Below are 20,904 nucleotides of genomic sequence, written 5' to 3' on the forward strand. Positions count from 1 at the left end.
GGGTCACGCCTCCGTGCCCACCCCGTTCGGCCGCCGCCACCGGCTGCGAAACCCCACCAGGCCCCACAGCCGCCGGCTCTGGTGATGGCGGAAGATCTCCTCCAGCGACAGGTGGGGATCCCGATCCGGGGTCTGGAGGTAGGCACGGATCGCGTCGATCCGGCGGACCAGCTCGTCCTCGGCCGCGGCCCTCAACTCGGCCTTGGCCTCCAGGATCTGCTGCTTCATGTCGGCCGGGGGTCGTTCGCCCCGGTACTTGCGGAGCTTGTACGCTACCCGCATGCGGATCAGGCGTTCCAGGGTCTCGTGGTAGTCGTCCCCCAGCCACAGGACCTCGGGTACCAGGTCTCCGAAGTGGGTGACCCCCAGGATGTCCTTGCCCTGCTCCCAGTAGGCCATCAGGTAGTCGATGTCGAGGTCCCTGTAGTTCTGGAGGGGCATATACATGCGTCTTAAATATTGAAGCACCTTCTCAGCTTTTTTCTTGTGGCCTCCGATGATCACGGAGCTTCCCACCTCGCCCCGCTTGACCCCCTTGGTCCAGGGCGCGCCCGTGATCCCGAAATCGTTGGCCACCGGCAGGTGCAGCAGGGCCGAGAGGGTGTTCAGGGCCAGGGCGTAGCCGGCCGAGGGCCCGCCCACCGTGTAGGAGGCGGACAGGAGCTGGTGGTGGATCGTGTAGCGGTCGAGGAACTCCCCCAGCACCCGGGGCACGTTGATCTTGGGGGTGAGGCTCTGGAGGTAGTTCTCCACCAGGGTGAACGCCTCCTTGGCCGACTGCTGGGTCATCTGCACGGCCATGTCCAGCTCGGCCGCGTTGGGGGCCGAGCTGGACACGGCCCCCGTCACCAGCACCTTCTCGGGCGCGAAGTTGTACATGAGGCTCGTGGCGATGGGCAGGAGCATGCCGGTCACGTCGTTCGCGCCCACGCCGATGATGAACCCCACCTGGGGTTCCTGGCTCAGCTCCGCCCCGAGGAACTCGTCGAGCTGAACCTTGCCCTTCTTCGTGGGGCTGCGGCCGAGCTCCTGGCGGGCGGCCTGGAGGTGGGCCCGGGTCAGGGGGTAGTCCTCCGGTCGGTCCACCGGGTCCACCAGCCGGAGGAGCTCATAGTAATGGTGGAGGAACTCCAGGGGCCGGGCCTTGATGTCGGAGCGCAGGGTCTGAGGCGCGTCCAGCGCCTCGAGGATGCCGGCCAGGGTCTTCAGGTTGAACTTGACGAAGTTCTCCTTGGCCTCGTCAGGCGCCTCCACCAGGGCCCGGAGCCGGAGGATCACCTCGTACTCGGTCTTGCGCAGGCCGGCGGCCTTTTCCACGAACGCCGCGAAGTCGGCCGGGGTCTGGGAGACCTGGGAGGCGGCCTCGAAGATCGCGGTCGTGTCGATGCCCGGCGCCAGGGGCACGCCGTCGAGCCTGCGCTCGAGGATGCCGACGATGTCGGCCTTGCGCAGGTGGCCGCTGATCTCCAGGGCCTTGAGGCGTTTGGACCGGACCAGGGCCGGGTCCAGGATGTCGAGCCGGTTCGTGGTGAGCACGGTGAACACGCGGTTCAGGGGCACCTCGCCGTCGATGATGTTTAGAAACTTGTTGGTGACCTTGTCCTGGGGGCTGCCGCCCGAGGGGCTGCGGCGGGGGGCCACGGCGTCGGCCTCGTCGAAGAACACCACGGTGGGGGCGATCATCTTGGCGATGTCGTACACCCGCTCGAGGTTCTGTACGGTGCCGTCGATGGGGTTGGACGGGTCCATCAGGTCGGTGGGGCGTACCGAGATGTCGTGCACGTCGCGGTTCTCGCTGAGCCACGCCCGCACCAGGAAGGTCTTGCCGCTGCCCGGGGGGCCGCTGAGCACCACCCCCTTCTCCTCGGCCGCCCCGTAGTAGAGGCAGTTGTTGGCCATCTCGGAGAACAGGTTCTTGATCTCGCCCACGTACTCGTCCCAGCCGACCCGGCGGTCCATGCGGTCCACGACCCGTTTGTACAGGTCCCCGTACGCGTTGCGGGCCACGGCCTCGAACGCGGTGCGCATCAGCATGGCGTCGTCCAGGTACTCGGGCCGGAAGTCCCCCTTGATCTCGATCACCGAGTGGACCAGCTTGCGCACGTACGCCGGGGTGAGCTTCAGCGCCCGTTCCGCGAACAGGGGGCCCAGCCGGTCGACCGCGGCGGCCAGGTCCGAGGGGGTGAGCTCCCGGCCGCCGGCCGCGCCCGGGGCAGGCTCCACCGGGATGTCGTTTCTCCGGAGCTCCAGTCGGATCACCTCCCGGAGGTTCTCCGGGTCCTTCCAGAACTCGGACACGTCCACGATCCGGCCCTTCTCCACGAACCGCCGGTAGATGGCCGCGTCGATTCTCTCGGGCTGGTCCGTGGTGGCCACCAGCAGGCAGTCCCGCCGGCCCTGGATGATCTCGTCCAACACGATGTTGGCCGTGTCCACCAGGGTCTGCTGCTGACTCTCCACGGCCGAGCCGCGGCCGTCGGCCCGGCCAAAGGCCGCGTGGGCCTCCTCCACGTGGCGGATCGAGGTGCGCCGGGGGTCGCCCATGGCCTTGCGGAAGAAGTTGCCGGGCTCCCCGGCCAGGGCGGTCTGGTAGTCGTTGGGCGTGACCACGCTGTAGTCCACCCAGACCCCCTGCTCTTCCAGCTCGGCCAGGTGCCGGCCGATGCGCTTCTGGAACACCCGCCGAACCACCGGCGTCCGGGCCAGGGTGCGGTAGAACCGAAGCTTGCGCCGCCGGGCGATCTCGAGGGCCAGGGTGGGGTCCACCGCCTCCAGGGTCCTCCAGAACGGCTCGTCCCGGAGCCGCTCCTCCTTCTTGAGCTTCAGGTCCACCTCGGGCCGCACCTCGTTGCGGAAGATCACCTCTTCGATGGCCTGGGTCACGGTGGCGGACTTGCCGCTGCCGCTGGGGCCCACCACCAGCACGATCGGGGCCTTGGGCACCGCGGGGTCGTTCATGTACTCCTTGCGGATGAACGCCCGGTAGAGCTTCTCGAACAGACGGCGCACCGGCTCCGGCACGAACACGTCCGACAGCTCCCGGTCCAGCAGCCACAGCAGGTACTCGTAGTCGTTGGCGCTCACCTCCTTCTCGAGGATCCGGTTCCAGGCCTGACGCGGGTTGGTCTCCCCGGACAGCTCGAACCGGCGCTGCCAGTCGGTGAGGATGGCGGGGTCCTTGAGGGTGCGGAACGTGCGGGGGGGCTGCGGAAAGAACAGGGAGAGCAGCCCTTCGATGGTCCCGTTCACCAGACCGGTGGGGGGCTTGTACTGGTGGAGCCGGGCCCGCATGAACGCTTTGGTCTCCTGGGGCCACGAGGCGACCAGGTCCTCGATCTCCCGGATCCGGGCCTCGGGGAGCCGGACCGTGCGGACCTGGCGGGTCAGGCGGCGGGCCATCTCACGGCTCCTGGGCCTGGGGCAGGGTCAGGGCGGGGGGCACCTCGGTGTTCTGGATGACCACGGTGCTGCGGCCCCCGGGGTTCTTCTCGTACGCCGTGGCCCACTTCTGCTGGGCCAGAAAGTTCAGCAAGGCCACGTCAGTGGAGCCGTCGGGCCGCCCCACGGTGCGCTGGAGCTCCCGGATGCTCTCGGTGTAGGCCCGGTAGAGCTTGCGGATCCGGCTGGCCTCCTGGTCGGCCGCGTAGTTCTCGGCCTCGGCGATCAGCTCGCGGCGCTTCTTCTCCTCGGTGGCGGCCACCAGCTTGTCGCCGAACCGGGTCTCCTTGAGCACGAAGCTCACCACCTCGATCCCGTACTTCTGCTCCAGGGTCGGGCCCCCCTCGTTCACCGGCCGGCTCTTCAGGGCCCGGTAGATCTCCTCCTTGATCCGTTCCCGGCCGCTCACCAGGCGGTCGACCTCCTGGGCCTGGAGGATGTCCTTCACGATCCCGTCGTAGTCGGCCTGGAGCAGCCGGTGGGCGTCCAGGTTCTCGATGGCCCACTGGTGGAGATCGCGGATCCGGTAGGTCATGACCCCCGAGGTCCACAGGGCCACGTTCTCCTTCGAGATGATCCGCATCGGCTCCGCCTGCCCGCCGAGGTGCATCTGCTGGTTCATCAGCGGCACCTCCTGCTCGATGCGGGTGAAGTACGGCAGCCGGAAGTGCCACCCCACCTCGGTGATCGCCTGGCGTTGCCCCCCCAGCTTCTCGAGGACCACGGCATAGTTGAGCTTGACCTTGTAGATGGTGCGGCTCGCGTACACCAACGCCACCAGGCCGTAGACGAGACCGATGAGCAGGCCGATCCCGATCGTCCGGCGAAGCGCGGTCCGGACGAACGCCCGGCGGACGAACTTTGCGCTGGGTTCCGTGGTCATCCGGGAGGCTCCTGGGTGAAAAGGGGTTTGATCCGGAAACGGGGTGACGCCACGGGCGGAAGCAGAAGAAGGATACTGGATCTTCCCCGAATTGCAAAACGAGAACCTGCTCTCCGCCGGGCCCCAAGGCCCATGCCGGCGGCAGGGTACGGGCCCCGTTCCGGCCGCAGGGGGCTCTCCAGCAGACCCGATGCCCCCCGGACCATGAGGTGGAGGCAAAGAGGCGTGCTGATGCCTGGAACGCACGGAAATCCGGGAAGTTTTCAAGCTTCCGGGTGCCCTTGCGGAAGTTCCTGGGAAAAGGGGAACCGAGGAGTGGAAAAAGATTGCCCACATCGCCCCGCAAAGGCGTCCGAAGTTCCCTTTTTCGGCCTTTTTAAGCTGGCACGAAGGATGCAGGAGTCAGGTGTGGGAAACGGGTTACCCATGCCGGAGAGGGAGGCGAGACGGAGGGTTCCAATGACACGGATGCTCATGGGAGTGGGGGCGCTCGGCGGGGTGGCGATGGTGCTGGCGGAGCAGCCGCTGGCGTTGAGCGCCAGCCAGGCCATGCTGCTCCTGGGGGCGGCCCTGGTGGTCGGCGCAGCCGCCGTTCGGAATTGGGCCGCGGATCCCGGTGGAACCGGAAGGGACGGGGAATGAGTCGGCTCCTCCTGTGCCGCCGGTGCTATGCCCTGTGGGGCTGCGACAACGGCAGGGTGCGCCGGTGCCGGGCGTGCACGAGCCACGACTGCCCCCTGTTGCCGGCACCGAGCGCGGCCCGGGGGGAATGCGACACATGCCGGGAGTGCCGAGAGGCTCACCCCCCCGCCCCCTCGCCGGAGGCGTTCCCCGCGGCCCGGCCGGGCCGGGCCTGAGGGGAGGGCGGAGAGGCCGAACGAAACGCGGGGCCCTGCAAGGGCCCCGCGTTTCGTTCGGGGATCACTCGACCTTTTGGTTGTATCTCTCCTGATAGTACTTGCGGATCGCCTCGACCCGCTTGGGGTCGAACCCCTTCACGTACCACTCGTGGCGGGGGTCGTTCTCGATGTACTTGGACAGGATCCGCTGGTACAGCTCCGGCTTCCCGGCCTTCTCACACGCCCGCTTCGCCTCGGGGAGGAACTCCGTGTAGAAGATCTTGGCCACGTCGTAGATCCCGTTCCAGAAGGCGTAGTCCGGGCCGGACATGGCTGCGCCGTGGCGCCCCCTGCGGCCCGCGTGGTGCCAGAGGGTCCAGTACATCCAGTCGATCTGGTCGTCGAAGTTGGCCTTGGTGATCACGCCCTCCTGGATCAGCAGCGAGCGGATCTCCTTGGCCGGGATCGCGAACTTGGTGTTGTACAGGTCCACGAAGTCGTCGAACTGCTTGTAGAACCCGTCCACGAACTGGGCGCCGTGGCAGGCGGTGCACACGTCCTTCATGTTGGCGAGCTTCTTTTCCCAGTCCTTGGTGCGCGTGGAGACCGGGGCCCGCAGGTTCCAGCTCAGCCGCGCCCCCACGTCGTGGGTCACCGGCTGGTTGGGGGTGGCGCTCATGTGGCAGGTGGCGCAGGTGGGGGCGTCGAAGTAGTCCTCGCCCGCCACCCACTTGGGGTTGTCCATGTTCAGCTCGTCCTCAAAGGCGCGGAACAGGATGCCGTGCTTGGACTCCTCGTAGACCTCCTTCTGTGGGTGGTCGGGGCCCAGGTGGCACTTGCCGCACACGTCCGGCTTCCGGGCCTGGGCCTTGCTGAACCGGTGGCGGGTGTGGCAGGCGCTGCAGGTGCCCTTGGAGCCGTCGGGGTTGACCCGGCCGATGCCCGTGTTGGGCCAGGTGGACTGGCTCAGGGTGCCGTCGGGGTTGGTCTGGACGATGGAGCCGTGGCACTGCCGGCATCCCACGGCCACGGCGGGCTCCCCCGCGACGGTCTGGCCCAGCAGGGCGTCCTTGGAGTTGAGGATGTTGCCGGCCTCGGCGTGGTGGCTGGCCTCCTGCTCGGCCGCCTCCTTGGAGTGGCACCGACCGCAGTCCTTGGGCGACACGATGATGGCCACGGTCCACCCGTTGTGGTCCATGGCGTCCGGTTCACCCGGCTCGGCCCGGTGACACTCGTAGCACCCCACCCCTGAGTTCCAGTGGGAGCTCGTCTCCCACTGGGTCACGAGGCCGGGCATCTGCTCCTTGTGGCACTCCACGCACTCCTTGGTCTCGGCGCTGAGCTGAGCCGCCCACGCCGTCCCCGCAAGCGCCAGGGAAACGCCAACGAGCCCCAGTAGGTACTTCCGGACCTTTCTTCCCATGGTTCCTCCTCCCGTGGGATGGGTTCGCCTCGCTGTGTGCGAGGATTCACAAGTATCGCCTACTGTACGGGTGGGAAACGTCGTGTTCCTTGACCTGGGTCAAAGAACCGCTCGGCCGGAAAGGGTGCCACGCCGGGCCGGAAGGTCAAGTGCCCGCAGACCGGACCCCCGTGGAGCCCCGGGGCCCCGCGGTGCCCCCCAGGGTCCGTTCCGTTCCCCCCGGGGGAGGGGGGCAACCACGTAACCTGCCGGTATTTGAAGTGTTTCGGAGCTGGCACCGGCCTTGCTTTCCAGGCCGGCCGAAGGAGGAGCCCGATGATCCGAGCCCTGTACACAGCGACCAGCGGCATGCTCGTGGAGAGCCGGCGCCTCGACCTGGCCGCGCGCAACCTCTACTACGGCCAGGTTCCCGGCTACAAAGGCGCCGGAGAGCTCCGGGCCGCACTGCCGGCCACAGGGGGGGACCTGCCCCTGGACGTCCAGACCGACTACGCGGGCGAGTTCGTGAACCCGGCCCCGGGCCCGGTGCGGCCCACGAACCGGCCCCTGGACCTGGCCCTGTCCGGGGAGGGGTTGTTCGTGCTCCAGGGTCCAAACGGTCTCGTGTACACCCGGGACGGTCGGTTCTACCGGGGACCCGACGGAACGGTGCGAAACGGCTCCGGCTACCCCCTTCTCGGGGAGAACGGGCCCGTGGTGATCCCCCCCGACGCGGACGTCGAGGTGGACGAAATGGGCCGAGTTTGGGCCGGCGGCAAGCAGGTGGACCGGCTGCGCCTCGAGGCGTTCCCGGGCTACCGGGGGCTCCTGCGGCTCGGGGGAAACCTGTTCGTCTCCACCGGCGCGGTGAAGGCGGTCGCTGCGGAGGCCCAGGTGATCCAGGGAGCCCTGGAGGAGTCGAACGTGCAGCAGGTCGAGCAGATGACCCGCATGATCGAGTCGGTCCGGGCGTTCGAGGCGTACCAGAAGGTGGTGCAGACCGTGATGGAAGACGTCACCGGTGAGGCGGTGCGCCGCATCGGACGGGTGGCGTAGATCCCGACAGGAGGTTGAGGCATGATCCGAGCCCTGTGGACCGCGGCAGCCGGAATGAACTGCCAGCAGATGAACGTGGACGTGATCGCCAACAACCTGGCCAACGTGAACACCACCGGCTTCAAGCGGAGCCGGGTGGACTTCCAGGACCTCTTGTACCAGACCCTCCTCACCCCGGGCTCGGTTTCGAGCGCGGGGGCCCAGTACCCGGTGGGTATGGAGGTGGGCCTGGGGGCCCGGGTGGTGACCACGGAGAAGCTGTTCTCCCAGGGCGACTTCCGGGAGACCGGCAACCCCCTGGATCTACTGATCGAGGGGGACGGGTTCTTCCAGGTGACCCTGCCCAACGGGGGCACGGCCTACACCCGCTCCGGCTCGTTCAAGCTCGACTCCCAGGGCCGGCTGTGCACCAGCGAGGGGTGGATCGTGTACCCCGAGATCACGATCCCGCCCAACGCCGTGGAGATCACGGTGGGCAGCGACGGGTCGGTGTCGATCCTCAACGGCGACACCGGCCAGGTGGAGGACCTGGGCGTGACCCTGGAGTTGGCCCGGTTCTCCAACCCCGGGGGGCTCAAATCCATGGGGCACTCGATGTACGTGGCCACCCCCGCCTCCGGGGACCCCATCACCGGCACCCCCGGCACCCTGGGCCTGGGAAGCCTCAACCAGGGGTTTCTGGAGATGAGCAACGTGAGCGTGGTGGAGGAGATGGTGAACCTGATCGCCGGCCAGCGGGCCTACGAGGTGAGCTCCAAGGCGATCCAGGCCGCCGATGAGATGCTGCAGATGTCGAACAACGTGAAGAGGTAGTGCGATGCGCGCCCTGACCCTCGGCCTCACGCTTCTTCTGCTCGCCGCGGCCCCGTCCGGAGCCGCCGTGCGGGTGCCGCCGCGGGTGGAGGTCGACACGGACACGGTCACCCTGGCGGACCTGGTGCCGGGGGCGCCCGCGGGCTGGGCCGCGGTCCGGTTGGGGCCGGCCCCGAGGCCCGGACGCACCCGGACCCTCGAGGCGGCGTGGATCCGCCAGCGGGCCCGGGCCGTGGGGGCCGCGGACCGGTTGGCTCTTCCGGACCGGGTGGTGGTGGAGCGGCCCGGAGCCCGGGTGGGGCGCGAGGCCCTGGTGGAGGCGGTGAGGGCGGCCGTGCGCTCCCGGGTGGGCCCGGACGAGGAGGTGCGGGTGCTGTCGGTGGGGCTCCCCGGGCCGGTGGCCCGGGGCGACCGGGAGCTGCGGCCGCGGCTCCCGGAAGGGGGCCTGCCCTCGACCTTCACGGTACCGGTGGACGTGTGGGTGAAGGGGACCAGGGCCGCCACCGGCTGGGTGCGGGTCGAGGTGTTCCGGGGCCGGCCGGCCGTGGTGCTCGTGCGGGACGCCCGCCGGGGCGAGGTGCTCGGCCTGGACGACGTGGAGGTACGCACCGCCCGATCCGGGGCGTCGACCCTGTCCGACCCCCAACAGGTCGTGGGGAAGCGCCTGCGGCGGAGCCTGCGGGCCGGCACGGCCCTGCGGCGGCAGGACCTGGAGGCCGTGCCGGTGGTGAGCCGGGGAGACGTGGTCCGGCTGGTGGCCCGGGTGGGAGGCGTGACCGCGAGCACCCTGGGGAAGGCCCTGGGCAGCGCCGGCATCGGCGAGGTGGTGCAGGTGGAGAACCTGGGAAGCGGCCGGACCGTGGCCGGCATCGTCCGGGGCGGGGGGCTCGTGGAAGTGGCCACGGCGCTGGGGAGGTGAGGGATGAGAGGCTTCACGCTCGTGTTGGGAGCGGTGCTGGTTGCCGCGGCCGGGTGTTCCCGCCCGTACCTGGAGGAGCCGCCGTGGCCGCCCCCCACCCCTTTGAACCGCTCGGCCTCGTCGGCGAGGCACCCCGGCCAGCCGACCAGCCTGTGGAGCGACCAGGCTCCGCTGACCCGGGTGTACCGGGACCACCGGGCGTTCGCGGTGGGGGATCTGGTCACCGTGATCGTGGTGGAAACGGCCGAGGCCAAGCGGGAGTCCTCCACCGACCTGAGCCGGAAGACCGACGTGTCGGCCGGGGTCACGAACTTTCTGGGCATGCCGCCCCACTACGGGCTGCCCGACCTGTACCGCTCCGGGGGGTTTCGGCCCAGCGTGGGGGCCACCACCGAGAACAGCTTCCAGGGCACCGGCTCCACGAAGCAGAAGGACGTGCTCCGGATGAGGGTCACCGCCCGGGTGGTGGACGTGCTCGAGGACGGCAACCTCGTGATCGAGGGGCGGCGGCAGGTGCAGGTGAACCGGGACACCCAGTATCTGTACGTGCGGGGCATCGTGCGTCCCAAGGACATCTCGGCCGAGAACACCGTGAGCTCGATCGCCCTGGCCGACGCCCAGATCCTGTACGGCGGCAAGGGCCTGCTGGCGAGCCAGCAGCGGCCGGGGTGGATGTACCGGGTCCTCGACGCCGTGTGGCCGTTCTGATGGGCCGGCCGGGAGGTTGGACGATGAGACGTGTGCTGGCGGCGATCGTGGTGGGGCTGATGGGGTTGGCCCCGGCCGGCTCGGGCGCGGCGGTGCGGGTCAAGGACATCGCCAAGGTGGACGGGGTCCGGAGGAACCAGCTGATCGGGTACGGCCTGGTGGTGGGATTGAACGGCACGGGCGACAAGACCGGCGTGGCGTTCACCACCCAGTCCACGGCGAACCTGCTGGAGCGGCTCGGCCTGTCCGTGTCCCCCGACGACATCAAGTTGAAGAACGTGGCCGCCGTGATCGTGACGGCCGACCTGCCCCCCTTCGCCCGGGCCGGGCAGCGGCTGGACGTGACGGTGTCGTCGGTGGGGGACGCCAAGAGCCTGCAGGGCGGCACGCTGCTGCTCACCCCGCTTCGGGCGCCCAACGGCGACGTGTACGCCGTGGCCCAGGGGCCCTTGTCCATCGGGGGGTTCGGGGCCAGCGCCGCGGGCGGAGGGGTCCAGCAGAACCACCCCACGGTGGGCCGGATCCCCAGCGGAGCGGTCCTGGAGCGGGACGCGCCCCTGCCCGATCTCAACCGAGGCTACGTGGACCTGGTGCTGCGCCAACCGGACTTCACCACCGCGGCCCGCCTGGCGGGGGCGGTGAACGAGGCGTTCGGGGCCGGCTCGGCCCGGGCACTGGACGCGGGGCGGATCCGCGTGGCGGTGCCGGACTCCCAGGCGGACGATCCCGTGGGGTTCCTGGCCCGGTTGGAGGCGGTGGCGGTGGAGCCCGACGCCGTGGCCCGGGTGGTGGTGGACGAGCGCACGGGCACGGTGGTGATGGGCCAGGACGTCCGGATCCGGCCGGTCGCGCTGAGCCACGGAAACCTCACGGTGCAGATCACGCCGTACCTGGAGGTCAGTCAGCCCGAAGCGCTCTCGGCGGGGCAGACCGTGGCCCGCACCGGCGCCGAGGTGACCGTGACCGAGGAGGAGGCCCGGGTGATGCTGCTCGAGCCGGGGGAGACCCTGGCCGGCCTGGTCCAGGCCCTGAACGCCCTCGGGGTGAGCCCCCGGGATCTGGTGGCCATCTTCCAGGCCCTGAAGGCGGCCGGGGCCCTGGAAGCCGAGCTGGAGATCCTGTGATGGTGGGTGCCGTGACGGGGCCGATGGGGCTGGGCACGGCCGTGGCCGCAGTGGGCAACGAGCCCCTGCCCAAGGACCTGGAGGGGGCGTGCCGGGCGCTGGAGAAGGAGTTCGCGCTGCTGGTCTTCCGGTCCATGAGGAAGGCCATGGTGCCGGAGTCGTCCGACGGGGCAACGGGTTTCGCCAAGGAGACCGCCTACGCCCTGCTCGACGAGCAGTGGGCCGAGCTGGCCACCCAGGGCGAGGGGTTGGGGCTCTGGCGGGCCATGATGCGTCAGTTGGAAGGCGTAAAGAAAAGCCGGGACGGGGTCGATCAGGAGAGCAGGGGCGCGTCCGCCCACGTGGACGCGGTGCGCGCCCGGAGTCCCAGGGCCGGCGCAGCCGGCCGGTCCGTCGAGGGGATGTGGCGCGGGCAGCGGCTCGACCGCTCGGCCTGAGCCCCGTCGGGGCCGACGCGGTCGGTCGCCGGGCGCCGCGGACCAAGGCATCCCGCAAGGAGAACCATGAAGATCCGTGGCCGTTACACCCGTGGCATCGGCGGGCTGGGGGCGCCGGCGGTGCCGGTTCGCAAACGGCAGGCCGAGGACGCGACGCCGAGCTCGGTGGACCCCTCGGACCAGGTCAGCATCTCGGACCGGGGGCGCGAGATCCAGCGGGCCCGGGGCCTGGCGCTGGCGGCCCCCGAGATCCGGCAGGAGCTGGTGGACGAGATCGTGGGCCAGATGGAGCGCGGGGAGTACCGGGTGGCCGGGTCGGACGTGGTCCCCCGGATGATCCGCGAGCACTGGATGCTGACCGCAGGGGCGGTGCGGTGAGCCAGGCTCAGGTGCGGGCGCGCGCGGACCTGGTGAGCGCGTTGGAGCGCGAGGCCGACGCGGCCCGTGCGCTGGCCGGGGTCGTGGACGAGGCCCTGGCCGCGGTGCACGACCCCCGGCGGTTGGAAGAGGCGATCCGGCGCGGGGCCGATGCCGCCCGCCGCCTGGAACGCGCGGCCCGGCTGCGCCAGGCTGCGGCGGCCCGTTGGGCGCGGTCGGCCCGCCAGACGGCGACCCCCCGGCCCGGTGGGCCCGAGGCCCACCCGGATTCCGGGGTGGCGGACGCGGCTCGGCGGGTGGCCGCCGCGATCGACGGGGTCCGCTCCGGGCTCGCGGCCCTGGGGCTCGCGGCCCGGTTCGGGCTGACCGTGACCGAGCATCTGGTGCGCACGGCCACCGGCGCCGGGTACGGGCCCGGCGGCCCGTCCGTGCCCTGCCGGACCGTGTGCCAGGCGTAACGGGGAAGGCAGCCCATGGCCAACATCTTCTACGGTCTGAACATCGGGCGCTCGGCCATGCTGGCCCACCAGACCGCCCTGGACGTCACGGGCCACAACCTGGCCAACGTGAACACCGAGGGGTACTCGCGCCAACGGGTCCAGATGGCGCCGGGAATGCCCACGATCACCTCCCAGGGGAGCATCGGCTCCGGGGTCGACGCGAGGGACGTCCAGCGGGTGCAGGTCTCGTACCTGGAGCGGCAGATCGCCCGGGCCACGGTGGGGCGCGGGCACGACCGGGTGCTGGCCCAAGGCCTCGACGAGGTCCAGTCCGTGCTGGACGAGCCTTCCGAGTCGGGGCTCAACGCGGCGCTGACGGAGCTGTGGAGCAGCTTCGACGCCCTGGCGGCCCGTCCCCAGGACCTGGCCCTGCGGGCCCAGGTGCTCGACCGGGCCCAGAACCTGGCCACCGTGTACAACCAGAAGGTGTCCGGGCTGGCGGAGCTCGGGGACCGGTTCGACGAGGCCGTGGACGAGGCGTTGGCCGACGTGAACACCGCCATCCAGGAGCTGCGGGACCTGAACGCGGCCGTGGCCAAGGCCGAGGCCTCCGGCCACCAGGCCAACGACCTCAGGGATCAGCGCGACGGGGTGATCCGGGAGATCAGCGGCAAGCTGGGGGTGGAGGTGGAGACCGACGGCTCCTACCTGAACCTTCGGGTGGCCGGAGGGGGGCCGTACCTGGTGTACGAGACCGAGGGCTTCGAGATCCAGGCTCAACGGGACGACAGCGGGCGGCTGGCGTCGTTTCACGTGGGCTCGGCGCCGATCGCGCCCGCCGGAGGCGAGATCGGCGCCTACCTGGAGCTTCGTGACCAGGTGATCCCGGGCCTCCAGGAGGAGCTGTCCCGGTGGATGGCCACGGTGACGGACCGCGTCAACGCCCTGCACCGGGGGGGAACCGACCGCGACGGCAACCCGGGCCGCAACCTGTTCGTGTGGGACGGCGGCACGACCCGGGTGGAGGCCGCGCCCAGCACGGGGGTGTCGAAGGTGACGGCGGGCACCGGCCTGGAGCCCGGCACCCACCGGATGGACGTGAGCGTGCCCACGGACCCGGCGAGCCTGTTCTCGACCGCCGACCGGGGCACCGGCACGGCGGACTCCGGGATCGCCCTTCGGCCCACCGGCGGGACCTACCAGGGCGAGGCCGTCATCGGCCTGGACTACCACGTTCGGGTCACCGCCGCGACCGACTCCACCGTGTCGGTCGCGCTGTACCGCGGCGACGAGCGGATCGGCGAGGTGGTGGAGGTGAGCACCTCGGGCGGGACGGCGTCGTGGACCGCGGACGGGGTGGACTTCGAGGCGACGGTGGAGGCCGGTATCTACTCGGTGGGGGAGCGCAGCGACGGGCTGCTGACCACGGGCAGCGTCAGCCTCGACGGAGGGCCAGCCCAGGACGTGGATCTGGCGCGGGACGCGGGCGTGACCCTGGTCGGCGGGGTGGACCTGGGGTTCCTGCCCGGGGGCACGGCCGAGGTGTTCTTCGGGGGTGCCCCGTTCTCCGGGGGCACCTTCACGGTGTATGCACCGGACGCCCGGTTGGGGCTCGACCCCAAGGTGGCGGCCGACACCGACCGGATCGCGGCGGGGTTGGGAAGCGCGGCGGGGGACGGCGAGACCGCACGCCGCATCGCGGACCTGGCCGCCCAGAACCTGTTCGAGGACGTGGGCGAGACCCCGGCGGGGTATCTGGGCCGGATCGTCCAGGACCTGGGGGCCACGGCGCGGGACGCCCGGGTGTTCGATCGGGCGAGCCAGGCCGTGCTGACCCAGCTGGAGTCCCAGCGCGAGGCGGTGTCGGGGGTGAACGTGGACGAGGAGATGGTCCAGCTCCTCCAGTACCAGCGCGGCTTCGAGGCGGCGGCGCGGTTCGTGAACGTGATGGACAGCCTGATCGACACCTTGATCAACCGTGTCGGGTTGGCCGGCCGGTAGGAGCACTGAGCCATGCGCGTAACCCACAAGAGCCTCCAGCAGACCTGGGTGCAGGACCTCCAGAGGCGTCTGGGAAACCTCGACCGGCTCAACCGCCAGATCGGGTCGGGAAAGCGCATGACCCGGCCGGCCGACGACCCGGCCGGGGCCAGCCGGCTGGTGCGGCTCCAGGAGGTGGTGGCCCGGAACCGGCAGTACGTCCGGAACATCGACGAGGCCCAGGCCGTGCACCGGTCCACCGAGTCGGCCCTGGAGCAGGCCTACAACCACCTGGTACGGGCCAAGTCCATCGCCGTGGAGGGGGCGAACATCGCGAGCGCCCCCCTTTCGGGCAGCTACGCCGCCCTGGCCGACGAGGTGGCCGGGATCCGCGAGGGGTTGCTGCAGATCGCCCAGGGCCGCCACGAGGACAAGTACCTGTTCAACGGAACGGCCGGCGAGAAGGCCCCGTTCCAGAGCGAAGGGGGAGCGGTCCGGTACCAGGGGAACTCCGAGCGGCTGCGGGTGAACATGGGCAACGGCCAGAGCGTGGCCGTGAACCTGCCGGGGGACATCGCGTTCCGGGAGACCGAGGCCCGGAGCCGGGACGACGTGTCGTACCCCCTGGACTTCGGAGGCGCACCGCTGACCTTCACGGTCTCGGACGGCACGTATGACGTGGAGGTGACCCTGGACGGGACCTACGCGAGCGCGACCGACCTGGCCGCCGCGGTGGATTCGGCCATCCGGGACTACGAGGACGCCAACGGCGTCACGGTGAACCTGGAGGCCCGGGCCAACGACGACGGCACCTGGTCGATCCGGATCGCGGACTCGGAGAAGGGCGGTGAGATCACGGTCTCCGGTGCCGAGGCCCTGGGCCTGTCGGACGGAACCCGAAACGTGTTCGGGCTCCTCAGCGACCTGGAGGCCGCGCTTCGCTCCGAAGACCCCGAGCAGGTGGCCGGGCTCCTCGACCGCATGGATCGGGGCCTGCACGACCTGGTGACCCAGCGGGGCCTGGTGGGCGCCCGGAGCCGGAACCTGGAGCTGGCCAAGAACCGCCTGGAGGCGTTCAACGCGGCGGCCGAGGAGGTTCAGGCCGCGGTGGAGGGGGTCGACGTGCCCGAGACCGTGATGCGCCTCACCAGCGAGGAGCAGGCCTACCAGACGGCGCTGGCCGCCGGCGCCCGACTGTTCAACATCTCGATTCTCGACTATCTGACCTGAGCGCGGTACAGCGCGCGAGGAGGTGACCGCCGTGGAGATCCGTACCCCCGCCTTTGGCCCCGTGGAGATCGACGAAGCCCAGATCGTGACGTTCACGCAACCCATGCTCGGGTTCCCGGACGACCTGCGGTTCGTGGTGCTGGACCCGGATCCCGAGGTTCCGTTCCAGTGGCTGCAGTCGGTGGACCATCCGGAGGTGTGCTTCCTGATCACGGACCCGCGGCCGTTTTTCCCGGACTACCGGATCGAGGCCAAGGAGGCCGAGCTTCGGGACCTCCGGATCACCGACCCGGACCAGGCCGCCGTGGCTGTGGTGGTGAACCTGTCCGAGGGCATCGAGGGGGCCACGGCCAACCTGCTGGCGCCGATCGTGTTCAACACGGAGCGCAAGTTGGCCCGCCAAGTAGTTCTCGAAGGCTCGGGCTACCCCCTGCGGGCGCCGCTGTTTCCGCCGGAGGAGCGGGCCTGCGAAGCCGGCGGATGAGCCGGCAGACCCCTGCCCCTGGGCTCCACGCCCGCCGGGTCCCGCCCCGGCGGGCGTTTTTGGTGGTGGGGCGCGTGGGCTGGACCGCGGGGGGAGGCTGCTGCTATACGGAGCGCAGGAGGGAAGATTCCTGCCGGAGGCCGCACGGTGATCCTTGTGGATGGGCACAACCTGATCGGTCGGGGGCTTCGCATGCCCCTGAGCCGCGAGGAGGAAGGGCGCCGACGCGTGATCGAGCGGCTCGCGGCGTGGGCCTCCTCCCGGCGGGAGCCCGTGACCGTGGTCTTCGACGGCGACCGGGCCGGCGGCGCGCACTCGGGCCGGGTGGGGGCGCTCGGCGTGGTCTACGCCCCGTGCGCCCGAACGGCCGACGACGAAATCCTGCGGTTGCTGCGGAAGTCCAACCCCCGCTCGGTCCTGGTGGTCACCTCGGACCGAGGACTGGCCGTGTGCGTGCGCGGCCTGGGGGGTCGGGTGGAGGCCGCGGAGGCGTTCTGGGCGCGGATCCGGCCCCCGAGGCCGGGGGGTGCCGAGCCGGAGAAGCCGGAGCCGGCGGAGGAGGAGGTGGAGGAGTGGCTCCGGATCTTCCGGGAAGGCAAGAACCCGCGGGGGAAATGAGGAAGCCGTTTGGGCCGCAGACGGGCGGACAAACGGTCTGGGAGGCCCCCGATCTGTGCCAATCTGTGTGCATCTGTGGCTCCAACCCCCGATCGCCGTCAGTGGTTCAGGGGAAACAGCCGGTTCGCCACGCACCGCTTGCCGTGGGCCAAGGTGGGATAGTCCCGGCACATCCGGGGTTTGGTGGCGTGGATGCGGCACCGGGCCCGGCCCGGTGCGATCCGCACCAGATAGGGGCACCGGGACAGGCGCGCTCCCGTGGCCGGATCGATCCACAGGCGACCCAGGGGACTGACCCGGGCCAGCAGCTCGGAGCGGCCCTCCCGGGCCCATCGGGCCACGTCCTCCGGGGTGGCCGTGAGGTTGGCCCCGAACAGCTCGCAACACCTCCCGCACGACCGGCACCCGGCTCGTTTGGAGACCCGGCGGGCCCACTGCCCGAACCGGCGGGACATCCGGACGACCGCGGAACCCTCCCACCGTTCCCACACCTCGTTGGTCGATAGGGCAGGCCGAAACAGGGCGGCCACGGCTCACCTCCCTTCCCCCGGGGCAAGGGGTCGTGGAGCCCAACCTACCAGAGGCCCGGGCAAAGACAACCCCCGGCGGCTTGACGTCTCGGCCACGGCCCCGTACCCTGCGCCGCCATGATCACCCCAAGGGATCGCCTCGTTTGGTTTTGCCGGCCCGGGTTCGAAAACGACCTGGCCGCGGAGATCGTGCGGTGGGCCGGCGCGTCCGTGCGGCCGCACGCGCCCGACGGCGCCGGCTGGGTGCTGCTCGACGTTCCCGCACCAGAAGCGGTGCGGGACCTGGCCGCTTCGATCCGTCCCTTCACCTTCGTGTTCGCCCGCCAGTGGTTCCGGGTCCTGGGGGAGGGGGCGGGCCCTCCGGAGCCCGGCGAGGTGATCGCGGCCCTCGAGGAGACGGCGCGCAGGGCCGGGGGAAGGCCCCGGGCCCGCGACCTGGTGGTGGAGGCGCCGGACTCCGAGGCCGGCCGGCGGCTGTGGCCCCGGTGCGAGACTCTGGCCCGGCGCCTTCGGCCGGAGCTGGAGGCCAGGGGATGGCTGTCGGCCCGGCACCGCCATGCCCCGCGGCTCCACGTGGCCCTCGCGCCGGAGGGGCGCTTCTGGGTCGGGGTGTCCGACCCGAGGAACTCGTCGTCGTGGCCGGGGGGCATCGCCCGTCTCATGGTGCCGCCCGGCGCGCCGAGCCGGTCGGCCCGGAAGGTGGAGGAGGCCCTTCACGTGCTCCTGACGGAGCACGAGCGGCAGAAGGCCCTGAAGCCCGGCCGCCGGGTGGTGGACCTGGGCGCGGCGCCGGGGGGGTGGTCCTGGCAGTTCGCGCGCCGGGGCCTGTTGGTCACGGCGGTGGACAACGCCCGGCTGGCCCCGCAGGTCCTGGAGACCGGGCTCGTGGACCACGTGCAGGCCGACGGGTTCCGGTTCCGACCCGACAAACCCGTGGACTGGATGGTGTGCGACATGGTCAAACCGGGCGAGCGGGTGGCCCGGCTGGTGGGGCTGTGGGCCGCCCAGGGCCGGGCCCGGTGGCTCCTGTTCAACTGGAAGCTGCCGGGCGGCCGGCGGTTCGAGGCGGTGCAGCGGTGCCGGGCCATCGTGGACCGGGAGATGGGGCGGGCGGGCAAGGGGTACACGTTGCGCCTGCGCCACCTGTACCACGACCGGGACGAGGTGACGGGCTACCTGGCCGTGGCGGAGCGAAGGAGCGCCCCGACCCGGAAATCGCGCCGGCCGGGCCGGCGGAGGTAGGGAAAGGGGGGCCTTAGCCCTCCTTGTTCAAGATGCCGTCGGCGAGGTCCGGGTAGAGCTTGTGCAGACACTCGTCGCACAGGCCGTGGCTGAACGCCACGCTCTGGCGCTCCTCGAAGTACTGCTCCACGCTGACCCACTCCTGGGGCCTGCCCTCCTCCTCCACCCGGATCTTCTTGCAACTGGCGCAGATCGGCAGAAACTGCTCCAGCGCGTGCACGGTGTGCTCGAGCTCCTGGGCCCGCCGGTGGAGGCGCCACAGCACCACCATGGCCGCTGCGAGCAGCACCGCCGTGGAGAACCCCGTCAAGAGGAACGCGCGCACGTACCCGGCGGCCACCGGCACGAAGTCCTGGTAGGCCTCGAACACGTAGTGGCGGTCCTGGTCGTCCCGTTCCTCCAGGGGGATGTAGGACTCGATGTACTCCGTGGGGGCGGGCAGGCCGTAGCGCGAACGGAACCGGGCCTGCGAGATCACCTCGGACACGGTGTGGCCCTGGCTTGCGCGGGCGACCTCCTCGTGATCAGCGATCCGGCGGCCCACCAACCGGGCGTCCGTGGCGTAGAGCACCGTGCCGTCCGGCGAGTAGATCCGGGCCCGCAGCAGGCCCAGCAGGGCCAGCTTGTCCCGGATCAGGTGGTCGAAGTATTCGTAGAGTTCCGGGTCGCCCAGGCCTTCGAGGATGGTGGGGAGGGGGAAGGTGTTCTCGAGCTCCCGCCGCAGGAACTCCGTCATGGTCTGGGCGGTCTCCTCCGCATGGCGCACCGCCTCGCGCCGGAAGAACAGCCACTCCACGGCCAACAGACCGCAGAAGAGAACGAGGAACACGGCCGCGGTCACAGCCGGAAATCGTCGTTTCAGCAGGGAGTCGGTCTGGGCCATGGGGCTCCACGGAAGCGTCAGAGGGACCCGGCTCGGGCCAAGACTCTCGTATCGTCCCCCAGGGCGCGGAGCATGAGGGCCCGCTCGGAGGCCGTGAACACCCGGCGGAGCACGGTTTCCTGGGCCGAGATCATCGTCGGGGCCTCGGTAGACTGGCCCGGGAAGCACCGGAGCATGTCCCGGTCGAACCGGCACCACCCCAGCCGGAAGAAATCCAGGTTTTTCACCGTGGTCACGACCCGGATGCCTCGGACGACCACCAGGTCCAGGGGGAACAGGGCGCAGGCGAACGGTTTCGTGTCGTGGATCCGGCATCCCTTCCCGTCGAAGTGCCGGCACCGCCGCTCCACCTTGCAGCACAGGTTCGGGCCCAGCCGGGGCCGGCACCGGGCCGGATCGCAGGACCAGGGCTCGCTCAGCATGGGATCCACGTACAGGTCGGGCCGCACCCGGACGAGCTGGTCCAGGAACGCCTGCACGTCCGGGTCCCACGGGACCTCGGTGAAGATCGGTTCAGGGTCGGACATCCGCAAGCTCCGATAGGCCACGGGGTGGCCTGTTTGCGGGGTACGGACTTTGCGCAAGTCTCGGTCCGAGCGTTGCGTGCGGGGCATGGAGTCTGCCTCCGGCCGGGCGCGAAGCCAAGCGTTGAGATTCGCCGCGCAGGCACGAAACACCGGAACTGGTTTCATCACAGCTGCATGCAATGGGTACCATTTCGCGGTCCGGACGCCGGAGGCACTGCGCGGCGAGCATAGGAGCCGCACCCGGCTCTCCGGCAGACCCCATGCCCCCCGGGGTGTGAGGTGCTGGCGCAGACACTTTAGCCTCCCAGCATCCTAGCGTCCCAGCCTCCCAGCGGGCCGGAGGCCCGAACTTACGAAGATCGGTCGTTGGTCTCTTGCCCCACAACCCACTCGACGAGGAGGTGCACCATGGAGCGGCAGATCGGGAACACGAGGCTCGTGCTCGTCCGGGGCGACATCACCCGGCAGGCGGTGGACGCCGTGGTCAACGCGGCGAACCCGTCCCTCATGGGCGGGGGCGGGGTGGACGGCGCCATCCACCGGGCCGGCGGGCCGGCCATTCTCGACGAGTGCAAGAAGATCGTCAAGAAGATCGGCCGGCTGGAGCCCGGGGGGGCGGTGGTCACCACGGCCGGGAACCTTCCGGCCCGCCACGTGATCCACACCGTCGGCCCGGTCTGGAAGGGCGGAGCCCGGGGGGAGCCGGAGGTGCTCAGCAGCGCCTACGTAGAGAGTCTGAAGAGGGCGGAGGAGCTTGGCTGCCGGAGCGTGGCGTTTCCCTCCATTTCGACGGGAGCCTACGGATACCCCCTCGAAGAGGCGGCCCGGGTGGCCCTGGAAGCGGTGATCGCCCACCTGGAGGAGGGAAGCCCGCTGGAAGAGGTGCGGTTCGTGCTGTTCAGCGACCCCGTGCTGGCGGCCTACGAAACGGCGCTGGAAAGACTCAAACCCTGACAGGGGCTCAAGCCTCACG

General features: G+C 70.5%; 22 protein-coding genes. 16 read left to right on the top strand and 6 right to left on the bottom strand.

Going from position 1 to position 20,904, the window contains the following annotated elements; all coding sequences use genetic code 11:
• Positions 1–3: 3 nt before the first annotated feature.
• Both DEFCA_RS0104060 and DEFCA_RS0104065 read right to left on the bottom strand, forming a co-directional pair.
• Positions 4–3,399 carry an AAA family ATPase gene (locus DEFCA_RS0104060; RefSeq protein WP_025321759.1) on the bottom strand — a complete coding sequence of 1,132 codons (3,396 nt, stop codon included), beginning with the start codon at positions 3,397–3,399 and terminating at the stop codon, positions 4–6.
• Between the two features lies 1 nt (position 3,400).
• Positions 3,401–4,321 carry an SPFH domain-containing protein gene (locus tag DEFCA_RS0104065; RefSeq protein ID WP_025321760.1) on the bottom strand — a complete coding sequence of 307 codons (921 nt, stop codon included), beginning with the start codon at positions 4,319–4,321 and terminating at the stop codon, positions 3,401–3,403.
• A 459-nt stretch (positions 4,322–4,780) separates the two neighbouring features.
• On the opposite strand from DEFCA_RS0104065, the gene DEFCA_RS0104070 reads away from it, so the two are divergent.
• Together DEFCA_RS0104070 and DEFCA_RS22000 are read left to right on the top strand one after the other, a co-directional pair.
• Positions 4,781–4,963: a hypothetical protein gene (locus tag DEFCA_RS0104070; protein ID WP_025321761.1), complete on the top strand. Its 183-nt coding sequence runs from the start codon at positions 4,781–4,783 to the stop codon at positions 4,961–4,963.
• Positions 4,960–5,178 (top strand): hypothetical protein, encoded by a 219-nt coding sequence (locus DEFCA_RS22000; protein WP_169709436.1) that lies wholly within the window; start codon positions 4,960–4,962, stop codon positions 5,176–5,178. The genes DEFCA_RS0104070 and DEFCA_RS22000 overlap by 4 nt, the downstream gene beginning before the upstream one ends.
• Before the next feature lie 64 nt (positions 5,179–5,242).
• On the opposite strand, the gene DEFCA_RS0104075 is transcribed toward DEFCA_RS22000, so the two are convergent.
• Positions 5,243–6,583: a multiheme c-type cytochrome gene (locus DEFCA_RS0104075; protein ID WP_025321762.1), complete on the bottom strand. Its 1,341-nt coding sequence runs from the start codon at positions 6,581–6,583 to the stop codon at positions 5,243–5,245.
• Between the two features lie 315 nt (positions 6,584–6,898).
• On the opposite strand from DEFCA_RS0104075, the gene DEFCA_RS0104080 reads away from it, so the two are divergent.
• The 12 genes from DEFCA_RS0104080 to DEFCA_RS20250 all read left to right on the top strand — a co-directional run bounded on the left by DEFCA_RS0104080 (position 6,899) and on the right by DEFCA_RS20250 (position 16,749).
• Entirely contained in the window at positions 6,899–7,618 is a 720-nt protein-coding gene (locus DEFCA_RS0104080) for a flagellar hook-basal body protein (protein WP_025321763.1), read from the top strand.
• Positions 7,619–7,639: 21 nt separating this feature from the next.
• Positions 7,640–8,431 carry a flagellar basal-body rod protein FlgG gene (gene flgG, locus DEFCA_RS0104085; protein ID WP_025321764.1) on the top strand — a complete coding sequence of 264 codons (792 nt, stop codon included), beginning with the start codon at positions 7,640–7,642 and terminating at the stop codon, positions 8,429–8,431.
• A 4-nt stretch (positions 8,432–8,435) separates the two neighbouring features.
• Positions 8,436–9,350: a flagellar basal body P-ring formation chaperone FlgA gene (gene flgA, locus DEFCA_RS20245; protein WP_025321765.1), complete on the top strand. Its 915-nt coding sequence runs from the start codon at positions 8,436–8,438 to the stop codon at positions 9,348–9,350.
• Between the two features lie 3 nt (positions 9,351–9,353).
• Complete coding sequence (locus DEFCA_RS0104095) at positions 9,354–10,058, top strand: flagellar basal body L-ring protein FlgH (protein ID WP_025321766.1); 705 nt, start codon at positions 9,354–9,356, stop codon at positions 10,056–10,058.
• A gap of 23 nt (positions 10,059–10,081) precedes the next feature.
• On the top strand, positions 10,082–11,182 hold the full coding sequence (locus DEFCA_RS0104100) for a flagellar basal body P-ring protein FlgI (RefSeq protein WP_025321767.1): 1,101 nt from the start codon (positions 10,082–10,084) through the stop codon (positions 11,180–11,182).
• On the top strand, positions 11,182–11,619 hold the full coding sequence (locus tag DEFCA_RS0104105) for a rod-binding protein (protein WP_025321768.1): 438 nt from the start codon (positions 11,182–11,184) through the stop codon (positions 11,617–11,619). Before DEFCA_RS0104100 ends, DEFCA_RS0104105 begins: the two co-directional genes overlap by 1 nt.
• Before the next feature lie 66 nt (positions 11,620–11,685).
• The gene (locus DEFCA_RS0104110; RefSeq protein WP_025321769.1) at positions 11,686–11,997 is read left to right on the top strand and encodes a flagellar biosynthesis anti-sigma factor FlgM; all 312 of its coding nucleotides are present in this window, start codon (positions 11,686–11,688) and stop codon (positions 11,995–11,997) included.
• Positions 11,994–12,455 carry a hypothetical protein gene (locus tag DEFCA_RS24015; RefSeq protein ID WP_025321770.1) on the top strand — a complete coding sequence of 154 codons (462 nt, stop codon included), beginning with the start codon at positions 11,994–11,996 and terminating at the stop codon, positions 12,453–12,455. The genes DEFCA_RS0104110 and DEFCA_RS24015 overlap by 4 nt, the downstream gene beginning before the upstream one ends.
• 15 nt (positions 12,456–12,470) lie before the next feature.
• Positions 12,471–14,438 (top strand): flagellar hook-associated protein FlgK, encoded by a 1,968-nt coding sequence (gene flgK, locus DEFCA_RS0104120; protein ID WP_025321771.1) that lies wholly within the window; start codon positions 12,471–12,473, stop codon positions 14,436–14,438.
• 12 nt (positions 14,439–14,450) lie between these two features.
• A complete protein-coding gene (flgL, locus tag DEFCA_RS0104125) occupies positions 14,451–15,647 on the top strand; it encodes a flagellar hook-associated protein FlgL (protein WP_025321772.1) in 1,197 nt (398 codons plus the stop codon).
• Between the two features lie 31 nt (positions 15,648–15,678).
• Entirely contained in the window at positions 15,679–16,131 is a 453-nt protein-coding gene (gene fliW, locus DEFCA_RS0104130; protein ID WP_025321773.1) for a flagellar assembly protein FliW, read from the top strand.
• 147 nt (positions 16,132–16,278) lie between these two features.
• Positions 16,279–16,749: an NYN domain-containing protein gene (locus DEFCA_RS20250; protein ID WP_025321774.1), complete on the top strand. Its 471-nt coding sequence runs from the start codon at positions 16,279–16,281 to the stop codon at positions 16,747–16,749.
• Positions 16,750–16,847: 98 nt separating this feature from the next.
• Here the strand turns inward: DEFCA_RS20250 and DEFCA_RS0104140 are convergent, their stop codons facing one another.
• Positions 16,848–17,279, bottom strand: coding sequence for a YkgJ family cysteine cluster protein (locus DEFCA_RS0104140; RefSeq protein WP_025321775.1), 432 nt, complete (start codon positions 17,277–17,279; stop codon positions 16,848–16,850).
• A 117-nt stretch (positions 17,280–17,396) separates the two neighbouring features.
• Between DEFCA_RS0104140 and rlmM the strand changes: the two genes are divergently transcribed.
• Positions 17,397–18,521 carry a 23S rRNA (cytidine(2498)-2'-O)-methyltransferase RlmM gene (gene rlmM, locus DEFCA_RS0104145; protein ID WP_025321776.1) on the top strand — a complete coding sequence of 375 codons (1,125 nt, stop codon included), beginning with the start codon at positions 17,397–17,399 and terminating at the stop codon, positions 18,519–18,521.
• Between the two features lie 13 nt (positions 18,522–18,534).
• Here rlmM and DEFCA_RS22005 read toward each other — a convergent pair whose 3' ends face one another.
• Positions 18,535–19,404 carry a hypothetical protein gene (locus DEFCA_RS22005; RefSeq protein WP_025321777.1) on the bottom strand — a complete coding sequence of 290 codons (870 nt, stop codon included), beginning with the start codon at positions 19,402–19,404 and terminating at the stop codon, positions 18,535–18,537.
• A gap of 17 nt (positions 19,405–19,421) precedes the next feature.
• Complete coding sequence (locus DEFCA_RS22010) at positions 19,422–19,931, bottom strand: hypothetical protein (RefSeq protein ID WP_025321778.1); 510 nt, start codon at positions 19,929–19,931, stop codon at positions 19,422–19,424.
• 408 nt (positions 19,932–20,339) lie between these two features.
• Between DEFCA_RS22010 and DEFCA_RS0104160 the strand changes: the two genes are divergently transcribed.
• Entirely contained in the window at positions 20,340–20,885 is a 546-nt protein-coding gene (locus tag DEFCA_RS0104160; RefSeq protein ID WP_025321779.1) for an O-acetyl-ADP-ribose deacetylase, read from the top strand.
• Positions 20,886–20,904: the final 19 nt, after the last annotated feature.

Origin of the sequence: Deferrisoma camini S3R1 (genome assembly GCF_000526155.1) — a bacterium.
In the GTDB taxonomy this organism is placed as follows: Bacteria; Desulfobacterota; Deferrisomatia; order Deferrisomatales; family Deferrisomataceae; genus Deferrisoma; species Deferrisoma camini.